Raw genomic sequence first — 16,563 nt, forward strand, 5'->3', positions numbered from 1 at the left:
ACAGATGCTCAGAACCCTGATTGCCGTATTGTTGCTGCTGAGCAGCACCCTGACCGTCGCCAGTGAGCGCGCCCACCAAGCCTGGCAGCAGATTCGCCAAAACGAAGCCGTCATCATCGATGTACGCAGCCCGGGCGAATACGCCGAGGGCCGCCTGAAAGGGGCAATCAATATCCCCTACGACGTGATTGGTGCAGAGATCGCCTTGTTGGGCCTGGCCAAGGATCAACCCATAGTGGTCTACTGCCGCAGTGGCCGCCGTTCAGGCATTGCCCAGGAAGTGTTGAAAAATCAAGGGTTCAAGAAGGTATACAACGGCGGCGGCCTCCAGGAGATGCTGGAAAGCGGACACTGAGCCCAACCGGCATGAAAAAAGAGGACCATCTGGTCCTCTTTTTGTTAGTTCTGGCGAACAAAGCGATCCAGTTCCGCCTCGATCAGGTGGCGCACCCGGAGCACCGCCTCCTCCCCGGCGGCTATCGCCTCTCCGGCCCGCTGGAACTCCATGGTGTTGATGTCGCCGACCCTGGGCAGAATCAGCGCCTCCGGCGGGTCCCCCATCAGCCGGGCACGCTTATGCCTCTGTTCCAGGATCTCCATGGACTGGTGCATCACCGCCAGCATGTTGGGCTGCTGAATGGTGGTGGAGGTAAAGCGGTCAGCCAGATCATTGACCAGTTCCTTACCGCTTGCCAACAGGTCCATGAAGCCGCTCTCCTTCTGAGGCTCCTCCTCCTCGGGCACATGAGCGACCTCAGTCATTCGAACCGGCTCCGACGAGCCATGGCGGCCATCTCCGTGCAGGTCCACCGCAATCACCAGGTCCGCCCCCAAAGAACGACAGGCGGACACCGGCACCGGGTTGACTACGGCACCGTCCACCAGCCAGCGCTGGCCGATGCGTTTGGGCTCCATCAATCCAGGAATGGAACAACTTGCCCGGACGATGTCTGACAATGACCCTTTGTCCAGCCACACCTCCTGGCCGGAATAGAGATCGGTGGCCACGGCAATAAAGGGTTTCTCCAGTTCGGTGATGTCACTGATCCCCATCGCGTCACTGGCCGCCTGAAACACCTTCTCTCCGGAAACCAGCCCACCTCGGCGCCAGGTGATGTCCAGCAAGCCCATCACATCCCAGCTGGAGAATCCTCGAACCCACTGCTCCAGCTCATTCAGCTTACCCGCCGCATACGCGGCTCCGACAAAGGCGCCGATGGAGCACCCCGCCACGTGGGTCGGCAGAATGCCGATGCGAGCCAAGCCGCGCAGCACACCAATATGGGCCCACCCCTTGGCGGCACCGCTGCCCAGGGCAACACCAATCTTCACATCTGACATAGAGCAATCCAGTTAGGGAGTATGAAGTTAGAATAACGACTTACACACTGGAGCACCATATACAGGTTCAGGCCAGAGTCAGCAGAGGATCGTGCAGCCTGGCGATCAATTGCTGCTGGCTGCGTACACCGAATTTACGCAACAGCGCCTGGATATGGGTTCGTACCGTGGTCTCAGCCACAAAGCACTCGTGGGCAATGGATCGGGCGTCCAGCCCCCTGGCCACGAGTTGAGCAACCTCCACCTCACGCCCGGACAGTCCCATTTGGCGCTGCAACAGGCTGAGATTCAGGTGGCGGAATCGTTCCGGGTTTCTCAATAGCACCAGGGCGTTGAGGCTGGCGTCCTCGAAGCTGTGGGAGGCGGCGCACCAGGGCCTGGCCAGCAGTTCAACTCCCTGAGATTCCTCACCGATGCGAATCGGGGCAACCTGTGGAATGCTGCGAATATCCAAAATGCCGCACGCCTGATTCAACGCCTCCAGCAACCGTTTCTGGCCCTGCTCGCCCTTAAGCAGCAACTGCCCCGAGGAGACTCGGGCCAACCCACTCTCAAGCAGCAATGTTTCCGCCTCGCCATTGAGATAGTGCACCCGGCCCTGACGGTCACACACCAGGGCCCCCACCCCGATCTCGTCCAGGTGGCGGAACGGCGATCGGCTGGGCAGCCTGTGATACCGACTCAGCTCATCCATCTGCAGGCTCTGGGTCAGGTGAGGCATCAACAGATCCAGCCGGCGCACATGTTCAGGGGTAAACAGCGCCTGGTCCTTGTCCCGGAAGAAGGAGAGCCTGAACACCTTGTCACTGCCCGGCAGGGAGGCGTAGCCCCCACAGACATGAGCAATGCCATGGTGACGGTTGAAGTCGTTGTAGATCTCCGAATTGAGATAGGCCCCATAGTCCACCGCCTCCTGGGAGCAGTAGAAGTGCCCCTCCTCGAGAGATTCGGACTCCATCAGGGCTTCGGCCAGAATATCCTTTTCATGAAAATAGGCGTTGTAATCCGGGATCCCTTCAAAACCCACGTCCGCCAGGCTGTCCGCACGCAGACTCTGACGGTCCACCAGGGTCACCCATCCGGCGTTGGACCCGCTGCCCTCCAGCAACTGCTCCAGCCAGTATTCCCAATGACCGCCGTGAATCACCCCCTGGTAAAGGGTCACGATCAGCTCATTGATAGTCTGATCACTGAGCCTGGGCATCCGGCATCTCCCTGCGGCGGTGCAGTGCGCTCCACTCCAGGCCATTGAGGCCGACGTGCACCTTCACCATCAGTTGATTCAGGTTGCGACTGCCGCTTTTCTGAAGAATCTTCCGAATGTGAGTTCTGATGGTACTCTCACCGACATGCAGTCTCCGGGCTATCTGTTGGGGCAGATACCCCTGAGCCAACTCCACCGCCACCAGCGCTTCCTTTCGCGACAGCTCGTACAACGCCATAAAGTAATCGGCAGAGAAGGCTCGCCCCTGATCGGGTTGTCGGAGGAGCACCAGTACCTCCTCCTGCTGAGGTGGGTACACCAAAATCTGAAGCTCCCGGCCACTCAAACGCGCGGAACTCCAGTAACTGCAGCCCCCCGCCATCACCTCCCTAAACAGAACGGCCAATGGCTCAGGAAGTGAGTCAACCTCGCCGATCAGTCGTTCGGCGTCCTGATTGCAGAAGCGGATCTGCCCCTGGGAGGAGCAGATGATTGCGCCGATGTGGGAGGGCATCAGCAGATACGGGCGCTCGCGGCCATGGCCATAAAGCACTTTGCTCCATTGACACAGGTGAGGCCACAGCAGTTCCAGTTCCGGGCTGTGCCAGAGAGCTTCATCTGTCCACAGCCACAGGCCATAGGGAGTCGATGGTTCGCAGAACCAGCCCGCCGGGCCATGACGCTCGGCACAGGGGAGCCCCTCGTCCACCCTTTGAATAAAGGCGCTGAGATTGGGGCGAGCGTCGGCAGACAGGCCGCCATGGCAGCACAGCAACACCGGAAACTTTGCTTCCTGCTCCACCACGGCCAGTGCCATGGATGAACAGGGCAGCAGTTCGGTCAGTTCACTCAGCCACTGTTGCCACAGCGCCTCATTCAGCCCGGTGAGATAAAATTTCCGTATCAGGGGATTCAGCTTGGTGATCACCTAATCATTCCTCCATGAACTTCCCTTAAAATGTGCGTAAACAACTTAAAAATCAACCACCAGCGTCAATTTGCCGGCCACCGCCAAAATCTGGTCACTCCACCAAAGACAGCAGATGCTTCGTATTACCCCTTCTAATCCAAGGATTAAATGGGGAATTGTCGGCACAAATGCCTTAGATAAATTGTTTCTGAACACAAGGAATCCGCCTACAGCCCGGCCTCAAAGGTTAAAAACAGTGATATCCGGGCGTATTGACCACGTTACTGGGCAAAGCCAACAAAAATGCAATTTTCTTTGACTATCCTTCCCCGAGCTGTCAGACTTCGCGGCTTTTTAATGTGCAATAGATCACTTGGGGGTAGTACCAACCGATGTTTGAGCTCAGAAGCAACCCGGATGCCTCGGCCAAGGCGGACATTCTCTCAGGCCTGACTGTGGCTCTGGCCCTGGTCCCCGAGGCCGTCGCCTTTGCCTTTGTGGCCGGTGTTGAACCTATGGTTGGCCTCTACGCCGCCTTTATGGTGGGCCTGATCACCTCCATCATCGGTGGCCGCCCCGGTATGATTTCCGGAGCCACCGGCGCGCTGGCGGTGGTCATGGTCAGCCTGGTGGCTCAGCACGGTGTGCAGTACCTGTTTGCCACCGTGGTGCTGATGGGACTGATTCAAATCGGTGCTGGCGCCCTAAAGCTGGGTAAGTTCATTCGTCTGGTTCCCCACCCTGTGATGCTGGGTTTCGTCAACGGTCTGGCGATCGTGATCTTCCTGGCCCAGTTGGGTCAATTTAAGATCGCCGACGCCGCCGGTGACATGGTGTGGATGCGTGGAGAGCAGCTTTACACCATGCTCGGCCTGATTGTGCTCACCATGGCGATCATCCGCTTCCTGCCCAAACTGACCACCGCCGTGCCCTCCTCCCTGGTGGCCATCGTCACCGTCACCGGGCTGGTGCATCTGACCGGCATCGAAACCGGCACCGTGGTGGACTTCGTGCGCAACATGACCGGCGACCCTCAGGCCAGCCTCTCCGGCAGCCTGCCTGAGTTCGCCATCCCCATGGTGCCCTTCAGCCTGGAGACGCTGATCATCATCCTGCCCTACGCCCTGATTCTGGCAGCCATCGGTCTGATCGAATCTCTGCTGACCCTGACTCTGGTGGACGAACTGACCCAGACTCGCGGCCAGGGCAATCGCGAGTGTGTTGGCCAGGGCGTGGCCAACGTGGTCACCGGTTTCTTTGGTGGCATGGGTGGGTGCGCCATGATTGGTCAGAGCATGATCAACATCAACTCCGGCGGCCGCACCCGTCTCTCCGGCTTCACCGCCGCGGTGGCTCTGCTGGCCTTCATCCTGTTCGCCAGTGATCTGATTGAGATGATCCCTCTGGCGGCTCTGGTCGGCGTGATGTTCATTGTGGTATTGGGCACCTTCGAGTGGTCCAGCTTCCGCATCATGCGCAAGGTACCCCGTTCCGACGCCTTTGTGATTGTGCTGGTGTCTGCGGTCACCGTGGCCACCGACCTGGCCATTGCCGTTCTGGTGGGTGTGATTGTCGCCGCCCTGCGCTTTGCCTGGGAGCACGCCACCCACATGGCCATCAACAGCAAAGAGGACAACTTTGGTCGCAAGATCTACCTGGTAAACGGCCCGCTGTTCTTCGCCTCCACCACCAGCTTCCTCGAGCAGTTTGATGCCAACAACGACCCTGACGAGGTGATCGTCGACTTTGGTGGCTCCCGGGTTTGTGACCACTCTGCGCTGGAGGCGATCGACACCCTGGCCGAGCGCTACATGAAACTGGGTAAACACCTGCATCTGCGCCACCTCTCCAACGAGTGCCGCACCCTGCTGCAGAAGGCCGGTAACCTGGTTGAAGTGAACGTCATTGAAGACCCCACCTATAAGGTGGCGGTGGATGACCTGGGCGGGTAATCCCGACCTGCTCCTGGTGTGCGCCGCAGCCTGTCTGCGGCGCACTGCGTTTAGGGCAAACGTGATTCACCCATCAGTAGTGGTGTTCACCGACACTATCATGGTTCCCACGCCATCCCCGTGATAGCGTGTCTCCTTCAACCTAGCAGCCGCTGTGCGGCCCAATCTCAGGAGACCCCATGGGCAGACCTTTTATTCTCGATTGCGATCCCGGTCATGATGATGCCATCGCCCTGATCCTTGCCCTGGCCTGTGCCGAACTGACGCCACTTGCAGTGACCACCAGTGCAGGCAACCAGACCCCGGACAAAACCCTTAATAACGCTCTGCGCCTGCTGACCCTGCTGGACCGCAAAGAGATTCCTGTCGCCGGAGGTGCCCAGAAACCGCTGTCACGGGAACTGATCATCGCCGACAACGTTCATGGAGAATCCGGCCTGGACGGCCCCAAACTGCCAGATCCTGGCTTCGAACCTCAGGCGATCAACGCCGTAGAACTGATGGCAGCGAAGATTGCAGCCAGCGACAAGCCGGTGACCCTGGTCCCCACAGGCCCCCTGACCAACGTCGCCCTGCTGCTGGCCAGTCACCCGGAACTGCACGCCAAGATAGACCGCATTGTGCTGATGGGCGGCGCCGCCACCCTGGGCAACTGGACCCCGGCGGCGGAGTTCAACATCTATGTGGATCCGGAAGCGGCGGACATGGTGTTCAAGTCCGGCATCCCCATCACCATGTGCGGCCTGGAAGTCACCCACCAGGCACAGATCATGGACGAAGACATCGAACGCATCCGCGCCATCGACAACCCCATTGCCCAGGTCGTCGCCGAATTGCTGGACTTCTTTATGATCTACCACAGGGACCCCAAGTGGGGCTTTACCGGCGCGCCGCTGCATGACCCCTGCACCATCGCCTGGCTGGTGGCCCCAGAGCTGTTTGAAACCCGGGACTGCTGGGTCGGCGTCGAGACCCGGGGGGAATACACTCAGGGAATGACCGTGGTGGATTACTATCAGCTCAGCGGCAAGCCCGCCAACACCACCGTGGTTACCGGCCTCAATCGCGAAGGTTTTGTGGATCTGCTGGCCGAGAAACTGAAACATTACGGCTAGGCCGCGAAAGAGCACTAAAAAGGGGCCAAAAGGCCCCTTTTTTAATTACCGCAAGGTGGTAGTGAACTTACCGGCTGATCACCCCTGCTTGTTTCTGCCGAGCAGCTTTTTTCCCACCGCCCCGAGGCCGGCCAGGATGAAGATCCAGCCCTTTTTCAGGAACAGCATCAACACCGCCAAAAAGCCGGTTTTCGCCAGCACCTTACCGGTGATCAGGGCGCCGACACCATAGGCCGCCACCTCATCGATGTCCGGATTGAACTCATCATAGGTGTTACCTGGATTAAACTTGGTCATCGCCATCACCGTATCCAGGTTGGCATCGATCTCCGGCTTCTGGCCCATGTCGGCGATGTAGTTGAGCACCAGTACGCCCTGACGGCCCAGGACGCGGATGTTGTAGTTCAGAGTGTGCTGCTCCGCCTCGCCAAATCGGATCTCCTTGGCCCAGTGCAGCTTATGGGTCTGCTGGTCGTAATAGGGCTCTGAGGCCCAGCCCACCAGCTCAATGGGGTCATAGCCCTCCTTGACCCGGTACTCGCTCTCCTCCTTGGTGTCGCGCTTCATTTGGGTCAGCAGCTCACTGTAGTCAATCTTGGCGGCGTCCTCATCGGACACATACCCATCCTCTTCATACTCGATGGTCACCGCCCAGGACTCGGCGTCGAAAGGGGTCACTCCGGCAGGAAACAGCATGCCCAGAGGCTTTTGACCCGGAGGGTTGCCCCACACATCCACCAGCACCGTCTGCGCATCATCAGGGCCAAGGAAGTAAAATTCGTCGCCCACTTGCAGGGTCGCGGGTGCCCCATCGAGGGAGATCTCCCCGGTGCGTTTGTCCAGAGACTCCCAGGTCTCTTTGGCCCAGGCCCAGTACTGCTCCTCCTCAGACAGCACCTGCTGCTGAGGCTGCTCGTCGGCGTCGCTCTGCGGTTGTGGGTCTGCGGCCATGGCCGGCAGGGTCAGTGGCAACGCCAGGCCCAACAGGCCGGCGGCAAAAAGCTGTTTCATCATGCTTCCTTGTAAAGGGGGAAATTGTCCGATCTCTAAGCGAAGCCCTGAAACTTACGCAGCCGGATCCTGCACAGGCAAAGTCGCATGTGCATCTATGTTTGAGATGGCAATATACACAAATTCAATACCCTGGGCTGGCGCCAGGGTCACAGATCTGGTCTCAAAAAAAACAAGACAGGCTTAAGGTTGGGCCTGAACGCAGGTCAGCGGCTCGGCCCCAAAGCCCCATACCAGACTTGCCTCACCATGGTGTTCCCAGTAGCTCTCATTCTGCCCCTGATAACGACTGCCACTGGCGGCGGGCTGCTGGAACATCAGGCTGCTCTGCTGGCGAAAGCTCACCTGGGCCGTAGGAATCAGGCTGGGATAAAAAGACACAGACAGGGGCTCATTTCCCCCACCACAGAGAAAGTCCGCACTGGCCGAAGCAGGCAGCAATTGATACTGGGCTTGCAGCTCACTGATTCGGGTCCGGTAACTCTCTCTGACACAGCCTTGGGGATCGTCGCTTTTCCAGCAGTCATTGCGTCCCTTGATCCAGCCACGTTGATACGCAGGCAAGATGTCAGACTCCTTAGACTCAGCCACTGCAGCGGCATACACCCGCTCCAGCTGAGTATCCAGCTGTGCCAGCTCCGGGGTCTGACAAATCAATGTCTCAATGCCGGAGAGCCCGGCGGCGTCACAGGGAAAACTAGGCGAGGAGGGCGCAGCACTGCAGGCGCACAAGGCCAGACAGAAAGAGGAGGTCAGCAGGTGTCTCATAGAACCCGGGATACAAAATGAAGGAGTGCTCTAAGCCTACCACACAGAGGCACTCCTCCTTGACGTCAGAAGCGGTAGCTGAGGTTATAGCCGAAGCTGACCAGTTCGGTGTCACTGCCCAGTTTTCGGTAACTGGCGCTGACCCCGAGGCCCAACCCCATATCAAACTGGTAGCGCCAACCTAGGGTCATGCCCCCACCCAAACCGCTGTCATCCCACAGCCTGCGCCCTTCTGAGGTCTCTACATCATAGTCATACTGAATCGCCCGAAGAGTGGCGTAGAGGGCGTTGCGCTGACTCACCCAGGTGGTGCCCCGCGCCGTCAGTTCCCAGGCGGAATAGTTAAAACTGCCATCATCGATGCCCAGCAGTAAATCGAAGTCCATGCCACCTCCGGCAAGGTAGTCGATGCCCAGGGCAAAGTTCTCATTCAGCAGGTATTGGTAGCCAATGTACCCCTGAAACGCCAGCTCCTCGTCCGGAGACTCGCCGCGAAGCTCCTGAATTCTGGCAAACTCCCCTTGGACTTCAAATTGATGACTCGGCTCAGCCGCCTGGGCCCAGAGTGGGCAACTCAACAACAATGCAGCAACAACGTGCTTCATTCCTACGTCCTTTTCTTGTTGGTTGGAATGTATGCCATTCGAAATTGCTACCGCTCGAACAACAAACACTCATGAATACACTTGCAACTAACTCATCTCAATGAGTTTTTAACAGCCGAGTAAAAAAGGCCAACAAGATCACCAACTTGACTCAACCCAATATCTGAACCAGATTGATAAACTGACGTTTTTTAAGCAGAGCGTTTGATTTAGAGTAGATAATGCCCCTGATGGAACAGGAGAGTTACCGTGAACAGGCTATCCACTTTCATTCTGCTGATGCTGGCATCGGCCAACGCTCATGCCGAGCACTTTATCGCCCCTTTTGCCGGCTACAGCTTTGGCACCAGCGATATTGAACTCAGCCGCAGCGACAATGGCGACGAATTCAATCTGGGCATCGACGAAGCCGGCCATGGCGGCATCATGCTTGGCACCCAGGTGGATGACACCGGCACCCTGTTCCTGCTCTACAGCCATCAATCCACCCGCTTCAGTCAATTGGTTCCCGGCCAGGGAACCGATGACCAGCTTGACGTGGACTATCTGCACCTGGGGGGCAGTCGCTACTACCCCCAGAACGGCTTCAGCCCCTATGTCACCGGCAGCCTGGGCCTGACCCAGTTTCGCCCCAAGTCCGGCTCCAACGACACCCGATTCTCACTGGGCGTCGGTGCCGGCCTGGATTATCGGCTGACGCCAACCCTGTCGCTGTTTGCCGAACTGCGGGGGATGGCCACCTTCACCGACTCCAGCGGCAGCCTCATCTGTCAGGATGAAGGGTGCGTCTGGCGGGTTAAAACCGATCTCTGGTGGCAGGGCCAGGCCAACATCGGCTTCAGTCTGTCATTCTGATGGCCTCTGCTGGCCCGCCTGCATCTTCAGCCAGAACCGCTGCTGACAGACATTGGAGAAGCTCTTCTGGCTGGGGGTGATGGCGAAGCCGTTGTTGTTGAGCACTTGATAACTTATCCAGCACTCGGCACAGAGTTGATCGTCAGATTGCTGCTGCTCCTGCTCGCAGCGATACAGCAGCTCGACCCCATTACTGAACCGATACAGGCTCTCCTTTACCCTGACTTCGGCAAGATCATCGTCATGGTCAATCAGGCGATGGGCGGTGCCCTCCAGGCTCACTGGACTGGGCCAACCCTGGGTGGCACCGATATAGGAAAACAGACGCTCCATAGAACCCTCGTGGCGGCAGAGAAACAGAGGCAGTCTAAAAGACTCAGGTGGGATTACAACCCATGGGATTTGTGGTTATCTTACTGATAGACATGAAAAAGCGCCAAAGCTCTCGCTTTGGCGCTTAGGCGCGGGTCAACAAAAATCAGAGACGAATGCCGCCGTCCACCTCGATGCAGCGGCCGGAGAAATAATCGTTGGCCACGATAAACTCCACCGCCTGAGCCACCTCCTCTGCCAGCCCCAGGCGACCCACAGGCACCATGTCCACCAGACGCTGCAACGCTTCCGGCTTCATGGCGTCGGTCATCTCGGTCTTGATCACCCCGGGCGCCACCACACCGGTGCGGATGCCGTAGCGGGACAGCTCTCTGGCCCAGCCTACCGCCATGGTGGCCACCGCCGCCTTGGACGCGGAGTAGTTGGTCTGGCCGATGTTGCCAGCCTTGGCCAGGGAGGAGATGTTGATGATCACTCCTCGGCTGCCGGTCTCTACCATCACCGCCGCCGCCTCACGGCCGCAGAGGAAGGTGCCGGTCAGGTTCACATCGATCACCCGCTGAAACTGCTCCAGACTCATCTTGGCGGACACCTGGCCGTCTCGAGCCTTGATCAGCATGCCATCCATCAGGATGCCGGCGTTGTTGACCAGCACATCCAGGCCACCGAAGTCCGCCTTGATGGCGGCAAAGGTTTGCTCCACCTGGGCTTCGTCGGTGATGTTCACCTGATAGCCCTTGGCGTCCATCCCCTTGGCAGCCAGCTCCTGACAGGTCTGGTCCAGGATCTGGGCCTGAATATCCAGCAGCACCAGCCTGGCGCCCTGACCGCCCAGACGCTCGGCCATGGCCAGGCCCAGCCCCCGGGCGCCGCCGGTGATCACCACTACCTTGTCCTTGAGTTCCATCTGTTACTTCCCTTGTTGATGTTCAAACTGCTCGAAGATGCTGGAGAAGTCCCGGCCGCCATTGCCCTTGGCGGCGTGCAGGCGGAACAGACTGGTGGCCAGGGCCCCCATGGGGGTGGAGCTGTGACTGTCGGTGGCGGTCTGCATCGCCAGGCCGAGATCCTTACACATGAGATCCACCATGAAGCCGCCCTGGTAGCCGTTGCTGGAGGGCACATTGGCCATCACGTCCGGGCAGGGGTTGTACTTCTCCAGGGTCCAGTTGCCCCCGGAGCTCACCTTGATGATCTCCGACAGCACCTTGGGATCCAGGCCGTTGTGAATGCCCAGCTGCAGCGCCTCACTGGTGCCGGCCATCAGCACCGCCAGCAGCATGTTGTTGCAGATCTTGGCCACCTGACCGGCACCGGCGGCGCCGGCATGGAAGATGTTGGCCCCCATGTTCTCCAGGATGGGGCGGGCCCGGCCAAAGCCGGCTTCGCTGCCCCCGCAGATGAAGGTCAGGGTGCCTGCCGCAGCGCCGGCGGTACCACCGGACACCGGCGCATCCACAAACTCGATGCCGCGCTTGGCGGCCGCCTCGGCCACCACCCGGGCGCTCTCGGCGTCGATGGTGGAGCTGTCAATCAGCAGGGTGTCCTGAGAAACGGTCTGAATCAGGCCGTCCTCACCCAGGTAGAGGCCACGTACATGCTTGCCGGCAGGCAGCATGGTGATCACCACCTCGGCACCGGCGGCGGCACCGCAGCTTGAGTTACAGGGGATGGCGCCCTGCTCGGCGATGGCGTGCACCGCATCGTGATTCAGGTCGAACACCCGGACCGTGTGGCCGGCTTTGACCAGGTTGAGGGCCATGGGGCCGCCCATGTTGCCCAGTCCGATAAAGGCGATGGTAGCCATAACTACTCCTTGTTCCAGTTGCTCAATGGGTGCACGCCCCAGGGGGGCGTCACCATGGCGTCAATGTGGGCCGCCGGTACCTCGGCAGCGCTGGTAAAGCGCCACTTCGGCTGGCGGTCCTTGTCAATCAGCAGGGCTCGTACCCCCTCGACAAAGTCGCCCATCTCGGCGCAGCGCACCGACAACACCAGCTCATGTTCAAACACCTGCTCCAGGGTCATATCCGCCCCCTGAGTCAATTGGTGCCACACCAGGTGCATGGTGATGGGGCTGCCGCTGGCGAAGGTCTTGGCCGCCCGGTCGAGCCACTTCTCATCACTCTCGAAACCGCTCAGACGCTCCACCACGGACTGCAGGTCATCGCCGGCCATCAGATCATCGATCTCTTTCTGGCGCGCCGACAGCACGCTGGCCGGCAAGGCCGCCTCGTCCTGTTGCTGGTAGCCACCGAGCAGCTCGTCGATCAGCGCCTTGGCATCGTGGTTGTGCCACTCCAGGTGACACAGGTCAGTGAGCAGTTGCTTACGGCGAAAGTCCGCCACCGCAAAGTCCGCCAGCCCCACGTATCGGGCGTCCAGGCCATTCATCTGGTAACCGGTCAGCCCCAGGAAGCGACCACAGTGACCGGGCATCCGATTGAGGAACCAGGTGCCGCCCACGTCGGGGTAGAGACCGATGGTGATCTCCGGCATGGCGATGCGGGAGCTCTCGGTGACGATGCGGTGGCTGGCACCGGCCATCAGCCCCAAGCCACCGCCCATGACGATGCCGCCGCCCCACAGAAGGATAGGCTTGCTATAGACATGAATCAGATGATCGAGGCGATACTCCCGGGTAAAGAAGGCTTCCACCTCGGGCACCCGCTGGCCAGGATGGGCCACACAGGCGTCGTACATGGCGCGGATATCCCCGCCGGCGCAAAACGCCTTGTCCCCGGCACCATCGAGGATGACGCATTTGATCTCCTCCCGCTGCTGCCAGTCGAGCAGGGTGGCATGGAGGCGATCCACCATCTCCAGGGAGAGGGCGTTGAGTGAGCGCTCACTGTTGAGGGTCAGGTGGCCAATCAGGGCGCCGCCGGCACCCTGATGCTCCTGGATAAGTACCGGTTCACCCATCAGCGGTTCTTCCATTCGGGGGTACGCTTCTCCAGGAAGGCGTTCACCCCTTCGGCCTGGTCTTCGCTGTCGAACAGATCCAGGAACAGCTCCCGCTCCATCACCAGAGCCTGGCTGCGGGGCATGCTGCGGCCACTCTGCACCAGGGTCTTACAGGCGGAAACCGCCACCGGGCTCTGTTTGCCCACCCTCTCCGCCAGGGTCAGGGCGGTGTCCAGGGCACAGCCTGTGTCCACCACCTCCTCCACCAGACCGATGGTCAGGGCGCGGTCCGCCTTGATGCGTTCGCCACAGAGGATCATCCGCTTGGCCCAGCCCTCACCCACCAGGGCGGTGAGGTTCTGGGTGCCACCGGCGCAGGGCAACAGCCCCACTGTGGCCTCGGGCAGGGCCATCTGCGCCTGAGACTCGACGATGCGAATGTCGCAGGCCAGGGCCACCTCCAGGCCACCGCCCATGGCGTAGCCGTTGATGGCGGCAATGGAGACGCCGCGGAAGGCGGACAGGGCCTCGAAGGCGCGGCCAAAGGCTCGGGCCATGTTGGCGGCCACGCCCTTGTCGCCATCGGCAAACAACTTGAGATCGGCCCCGGCGGAGAAGAACTTGTCCCCCTCACCGGTGAGCACCAGGGCGTAGATGTCGCGGTCGTTGTTCAGCTCGCCCACCAATTGCTCCAACTCACCCAGGCTCTGCTGGGTCCAGGTGTTGGCGGGCGGATTGTTGATGGTCACCAGGGCGGTGTGGCCCCGGCGCTCCAGCTTCAGAAATTCCATCTTCATGGCTCCTTGTGAGCGTGATTATTCAATTTGGCCGGCATTCTCATCCAGCAGGCGGCGGGCGACGATGAGACGCATGATCTCGTTGGTGCCCTCCAGGATTTGATGCACCCGCACATCGCGCACATGGCGCTCCAGCGGATACTCCTGGATGTAGCCATAGCCGCCATGGATCTGCAGCGCTTCATTACAGACGGTAAAGCCCACGTCTGTGGCAAACCGCTTGGCCATGGCACAGTAGGCGGTCTTTTCCGGATCGTTGCTGTCCAGCTTGAATGCCGCCAGACGCACCATCTGCCGAGCCGCCACCAGCTCGGTGGCCATGTCCGCCAGTTTGAACTGCAACCCCTGGAAGGCCGCCAACGGCTTGCCGAACTGCTTGCGCTCCGCCATATACTGCTGAGCCCGCTCCAGGGCCGCCTGGGCGGTGCCCAGGGAGCAGGCGGCAATGTTGATGCGGCCGCCGTCCAGCCCCTTCATGGCGAAGGTAAAGCCCTGGCCCTCCTCCCCCAGCAGGTTCTCCACCGGCACCCGCACATTGTCGAAGGTCACCAGGCGGGTGGGCTGGGCGTTCCAGCCCATCTTCTCCTCCGCCTTACCATAGACGATCCCCTCGGCGTCGGCGGGTACGGCGATGGCACTGATCCCCTTGGGGCCCTCGGCGCCGGTGCGGCACATCACCACCAAAAGCTCGGTGCTGCCGGCACCGGAGATGAACATCTTGGAGCCGTTGATCACATAGTGGTCACCATCGCGCTCCGCCTTGGTTCGCAGGGAGGCGGCATCACTGCCGGCTCCGGGCTCGGTCAGGCAGTAAGACGCCAGCTTCTCACCGGTCACCAGCTGCGGGCACCAGCCATCCTTCAGGGCCTGGGTGCCCCAGGAGGCCACCATCCAGGTGGCCATGTTGTGGATGGTGATCATGGCGGTAGTGGCGGTGCACCCCTTGGAGAGGGCCTCGAAGATCAGCGCCGAGTCCAGGCGGGACAACCCCATGCCCCCGGCCTCTTCCGGGGTGTACAGGCTGCAGAAGCCCAGCTCTCCGGCGCGCTGAATCACCTCCTTGGGGAAGTGATGGTCCTTATCCCACTGCCCGGCATAGGGGGCCAGTTCCGCCTCGGCAAACTGCTTGGCCACCTCAATGAAGGCCTGCTGGTCTTCGGTCAGGTTGAAGTTCATATCGGCTCCCTCTTACTTCAGCGCAATGGTCAGGTTCTGACCGGCCACAATGCCAGACTCCGGCCAACGGGCAGTGATGGTCTTGGTTTCGGTGTAGAAACGCACCGCCTGCTTGCCGTAGGCGTGCAGGTCGCCGTAGAAGCTGTTCTTCCAGCCGGTAAAGGAGAAGAACGGCAGTGGCACCGGGATGGGCACGTTGATCCCCACCTGGCCCACCTCAATCTCATGCTGATACTTGCGCGCCGCGGCGCCGGAGTTGGTGAAGATGGAGGTGCCGTTGCCGAAGGGGTTGGCGTTGATCAGCGCAATGGCGTCGACCAGGGTGTCCACTTCTGTGGTGCACAGCACCGGTCCGAAGATCTCCTCCTTGTAGATGCGCATCTCGGGAGTGACGCCGCTGAACAGGGTGGGCCCCACCCAGTTGCCGGACTCATGACCCTCGACGGTGAAGTCGGAGCCATCCAGCAGACAGTTGGCGCCTTCATCCTTACCGGCCTGAATCAGCTCCAGCACCCGGGCCTTGGCGGCCGGGTTGATCAGCGGGCCATAGCCGGCCTCCTCGTCATCCCACAGACCGGGACGCACCTTGGCCAGGGCTTCCTTCAGCTCGGGGATCCACTGTTTGGACTCGCCCACAAACACCGCCACGGAGATCGCCATGCAGCGCTGACCGGCGGCGCCCACGGACGCGCCCACCAGTTGGTTGATAACGGTGTCCTTGTCCGCGTCAGGCATCACCACCATGTGGTTCTTGGCTCCGGCGAAGGCCTGTACACGCTTGAGGTGTTCGGTGCCGGTCTTGTAGATGTACTGGCCCACGGGCACAGAGCCGACGAAGGAGATCGCCTTGATGTCGGGGTGGGTCAATATGCCGTCGACCACCTCTTTGGCACCGTGGACCACGTTCAGCAGCCCCCTGGGTGCACCGGCCTCTTCAAACAGCTCGGCCAGCAGCATGGGGGTCATGGGGTCCTGCTCGGAGGGCTTGAGCACGAAGCCGTTGCCACAGGCGATGGCCATGGGGAACATCCACAGCGGGATCATCGCCGGGAAATTGAAGGGAGTAATACCGGCACATACGCCCAGGGGCTGGATGTAGCTGTAGGTGTCGATGCCACGGGCCACGTTTTCCACGGTCTCGCCCATCATCATGCTGGCGATGTTGGCCGCCTGCTCCGCCACCTCGATGCCGCGCCAGACGTCACCCTTGGCGTCGGCGAAGGTCTTGCCGGTCTCCTGGGCCAGCACCTTGGCGATGCGATCGTGGTTCTCCTTCAGCAGGTGCTGATAGCGCAGCATCAACCGGGCACGATCGGACACCGGCGTCTCCCGCCACTGCTCCTGGGCCGCCTTGGCGCTGGCCACCGCCTGGTTCACTTCCGCTTCGGTGGCGCAGTTAAGCTGGGCAATGGGGCCGTTGTCGGCCGGGTTGGTCACCTGAATCTGCTGCTGACCGCAGCCATCGGTGTATTCACCGCCAATCAGGTGCTTCACTTGTGTGGTCATTGTTGCTTCTCCCGTTGATGGGGCCGTCCGGGTTTGATGTGGAGTAGTTGTAAGCGTTGGACGGCCGGTCCTTGTCTGTTATC

General features: G+C 60.4%; 17 protein-coding genes. 4 read left to right on the plus strand and 13 right to left on the minus strand.

What is annotated here, in order from left to right; translation table 11 throughout:
* Positions 1-4: 4 nt before the first annotated feature.
* Entirely contained in the window at positions 5-355 is a 351-nt protein-coding gene (locus G505_RS0117790; RefSeq protein ID WP_028110754.1) for a rhodanese-like domain-containing protein, read from the plus strand.
* A gap of 44 nt (positions 356-399) precedes the next feature.
* Here G505_RS0117790 and rssA read toward each other — a convergent pair whose 3' ends face one another.
* The 3 genes from rssA to G505_RS0117805 all read right to left on the minus strand — a co-directional run bounded on the left by rssA (position 400) and on the right by G505_RS0117805 (position 3,473).
* Positions 400-1,341 (minus strand): patatin-like phospholipase RssA, encoded by a 942-nt coding sequence (rssA, locus tag G505_RS0117795; RefSeq protein WP_028110755.1) that lies wholly within the window; start codon positions 1,339-1,341, stop codon positions 400-402.
* Between the two features lie 67 nt (positions 1,342-1,408).
* A complete protein-coding gene (locus G505_RS0117800) occupies positions 1,409-2,545 on the minus strand; it encodes a helix-turn-helix transcriptional regulator (RefSeq protein WP_028110756.1) in 1,137 nt (378 codons plus the stop codon).
* Entirely contained in the window at positions 2,529-3,473 is a 945-nt protein-coding gene (locus G505_RS0117805; protein WP_028110757.1) for a helix-turn-helix transcriptional regulator, read from the minus strand. The genes G505_RS0117800 and G505_RS0117805 overlap by 17 nt, the downstream gene beginning before the upstream one ends.
* 374 nt (positions 3,474-3,847) lie before the next feature.
* Here G505_RS0117805 and G505_RS0117810 point away from each other — a divergent pair, with 374 nt between their 5' ends.
* Positions 3,848-5,407, plus strand: coding sequence for a SulP family inorganic anion transporter (locus G505_RS0117810; RefSeq protein ID WP_028110758.1), 1,560 nt, complete (start codon positions 3,848-3,850; stop codon positions 5,405-5,407).
* Positions 5,408-5,586: 179 nt separating this feature from the next.
* Entirely contained in the window at positions 5,587-6,522 is a 936-nt protein-coding gene (rihA, locus tag G505_RS0117815) for a pyrimidine-specific ribonucleoside hydrolase RihA (RefSeq protein ID WP_028110759.1), read from the plus strand.
* 78 nt (positions 6,523-6,600) lie between these two features.
* Here rihA and G505_RS0117820 read toward each other — a convergent pair whose 3' ends face one another.
* The 3 genes from G505_RS0117820 to G505_RS0117830 form a co-directional block, all read right to left on the minus strand.
* The gene (locus G505_RS0117820; RefSeq protein WP_245568399.1) at positions 6,601-7,533 is read right to left on the minus strand and encodes a DUF2167 domain-containing protein; all 933 of its coding nucleotides are present in this window, start codon (positions 7,531-7,533) and stop codon (positions 6,601-6,603) included.
* 183 nt (positions 7,534-7,716) lie between these two features.
* Entirely contained in the window at positions 7,717-8,301 is a 585-nt protein-coding gene (locus G505_RS0117825) for an MliC family protein (RefSeq protein WP_028110761.1), read from the minus strand.
* A 65-nt stretch (positions 8,302-8,366) separates the two neighbouring features.
* Positions 8,367-8,906, minus strand: coding sequence for an outer membrane beta-barrel protein (locus G505_RS0117830; protein ID WP_028110762.1), 540 nt, complete (start codon positions 8,904-8,906; stop codon positions 8,367-8,369).
* A 249-nt stretch (positions 8,907-9,155) separates the two neighbouring features.
* On the opposite strand from G505_RS0117830, the gene G505_RS0117835 reads away from it, so the two are divergent.
* Complete coding sequence (locus G505_RS0117835) at positions 9,156-9,761, plus strand: outer membrane beta-barrel protein (RefSeq protein WP_028110763.1); 606 nt, start codon at positions 9,156-9,158, stop codon at positions 9,759-9,761.
* Here G505_RS0117835 and G505_RS0117840 read toward each other — a convergent pair.
* The 7 genes from G505_RS0117840 to G505_RS0117870 form a co-directional block, all read right to left on the minus strand.
* Positions 9,753-10,094, minus strand: a complete 342-nt coding sequence (locus G505_RS0117840; RefSeq protein ID WP_028110764.1) for a hypothetical protein — start codon at positions 10,092-10,094, stop codon at positions 9,753-9,755. The genes G505_RS0117835 and G505_RS0117840 overlap by 9 nt on opposite strands.
* 145 nt (positions 10,095-10,239) lie before the next feature.
* Entirely contained in the window at positions 10,240-11,001 is a 762-nt protein-coding gene (locus G505_RS0117845) for an SDR family oxidoreductase (RefSeq protein WP_028110765.1), read from the minus strand.
* 3 nt (positions 11,002-11,004) lie between these two features.
* Positions 11,005-11,901 (minus strand): 3-hydroxyisobutyrate dehydrogenase, encoded by an 897-nt coding sequence (gene mmsB / locus G505_RS0117850; protein WP_028110766.1) that lies wholly within the window; start codon positions 11,899-11,901, stop codon positions 11,005-11,007.
* Between the two features lie 2 nt (positions 11,902-11,903).
* Positions 11,904-13,034, minus strand: coding sequence for an enoyl-CoA hydratase/isomerase family protein (locus G505_RS0117855; RefSeq protein ID WP_245568400.1), 1,131 nt, complete (start codon positions 13,032-13,034; stop codon positions 11,904-11,906).
* Positions 13,019-13,792, minus strand: coding sequence for an enoyl-CoA hydratase (locus G505_RS0117860; protein WP_028110768.1), 774 nt, complete (start codon positions 13,790-13,792; stop codon positions 13,019-13,021). Before G505_RS0117860 ends, G505_RS0117855 begins: the two co-directional genes overlap by 16 nt.
* A 24-nt stretch (positions 13,793-13,816) precedes the next feature.
* Positions 13,817-14,974, minus strand: coding sequence for an acyl-CoA dehydrogenase family protein (locus G505_RS0117865; protein WP_028110769.1), 1,158 nt, complete (start codon positions 14,972-14,974; stop codon positions 13,817-13,819).
* A gap of 12 nt (positions 14,975-14,986) precedes the next feature.
* Positions 14,987-16,480: a CoA-acylating methylmalonate-semialdehyde dehydrogenase gene (locus G505_RS0117870; protein ID WP_028110770.1), complete on the minus strand. Its 1,494-nt coding sequence runs from the start codon at positions 16,478-16,480 to the stop codon at positions 14,987-14,989.
* Positions 16,481-16,563 lie beyond the last annotated feature (83 nt).

Source organism: Ferrimonas futtsuensis DSM 18154 (assembly GCF_000422645.1).
Taxonomy (GTDB): Bacteria; Pseudomonadota; Gammaproteobacteria; order Enterobacterales; family Shewanellaceae; genus Ferrimonas; species Ferrimonas futtsuensis.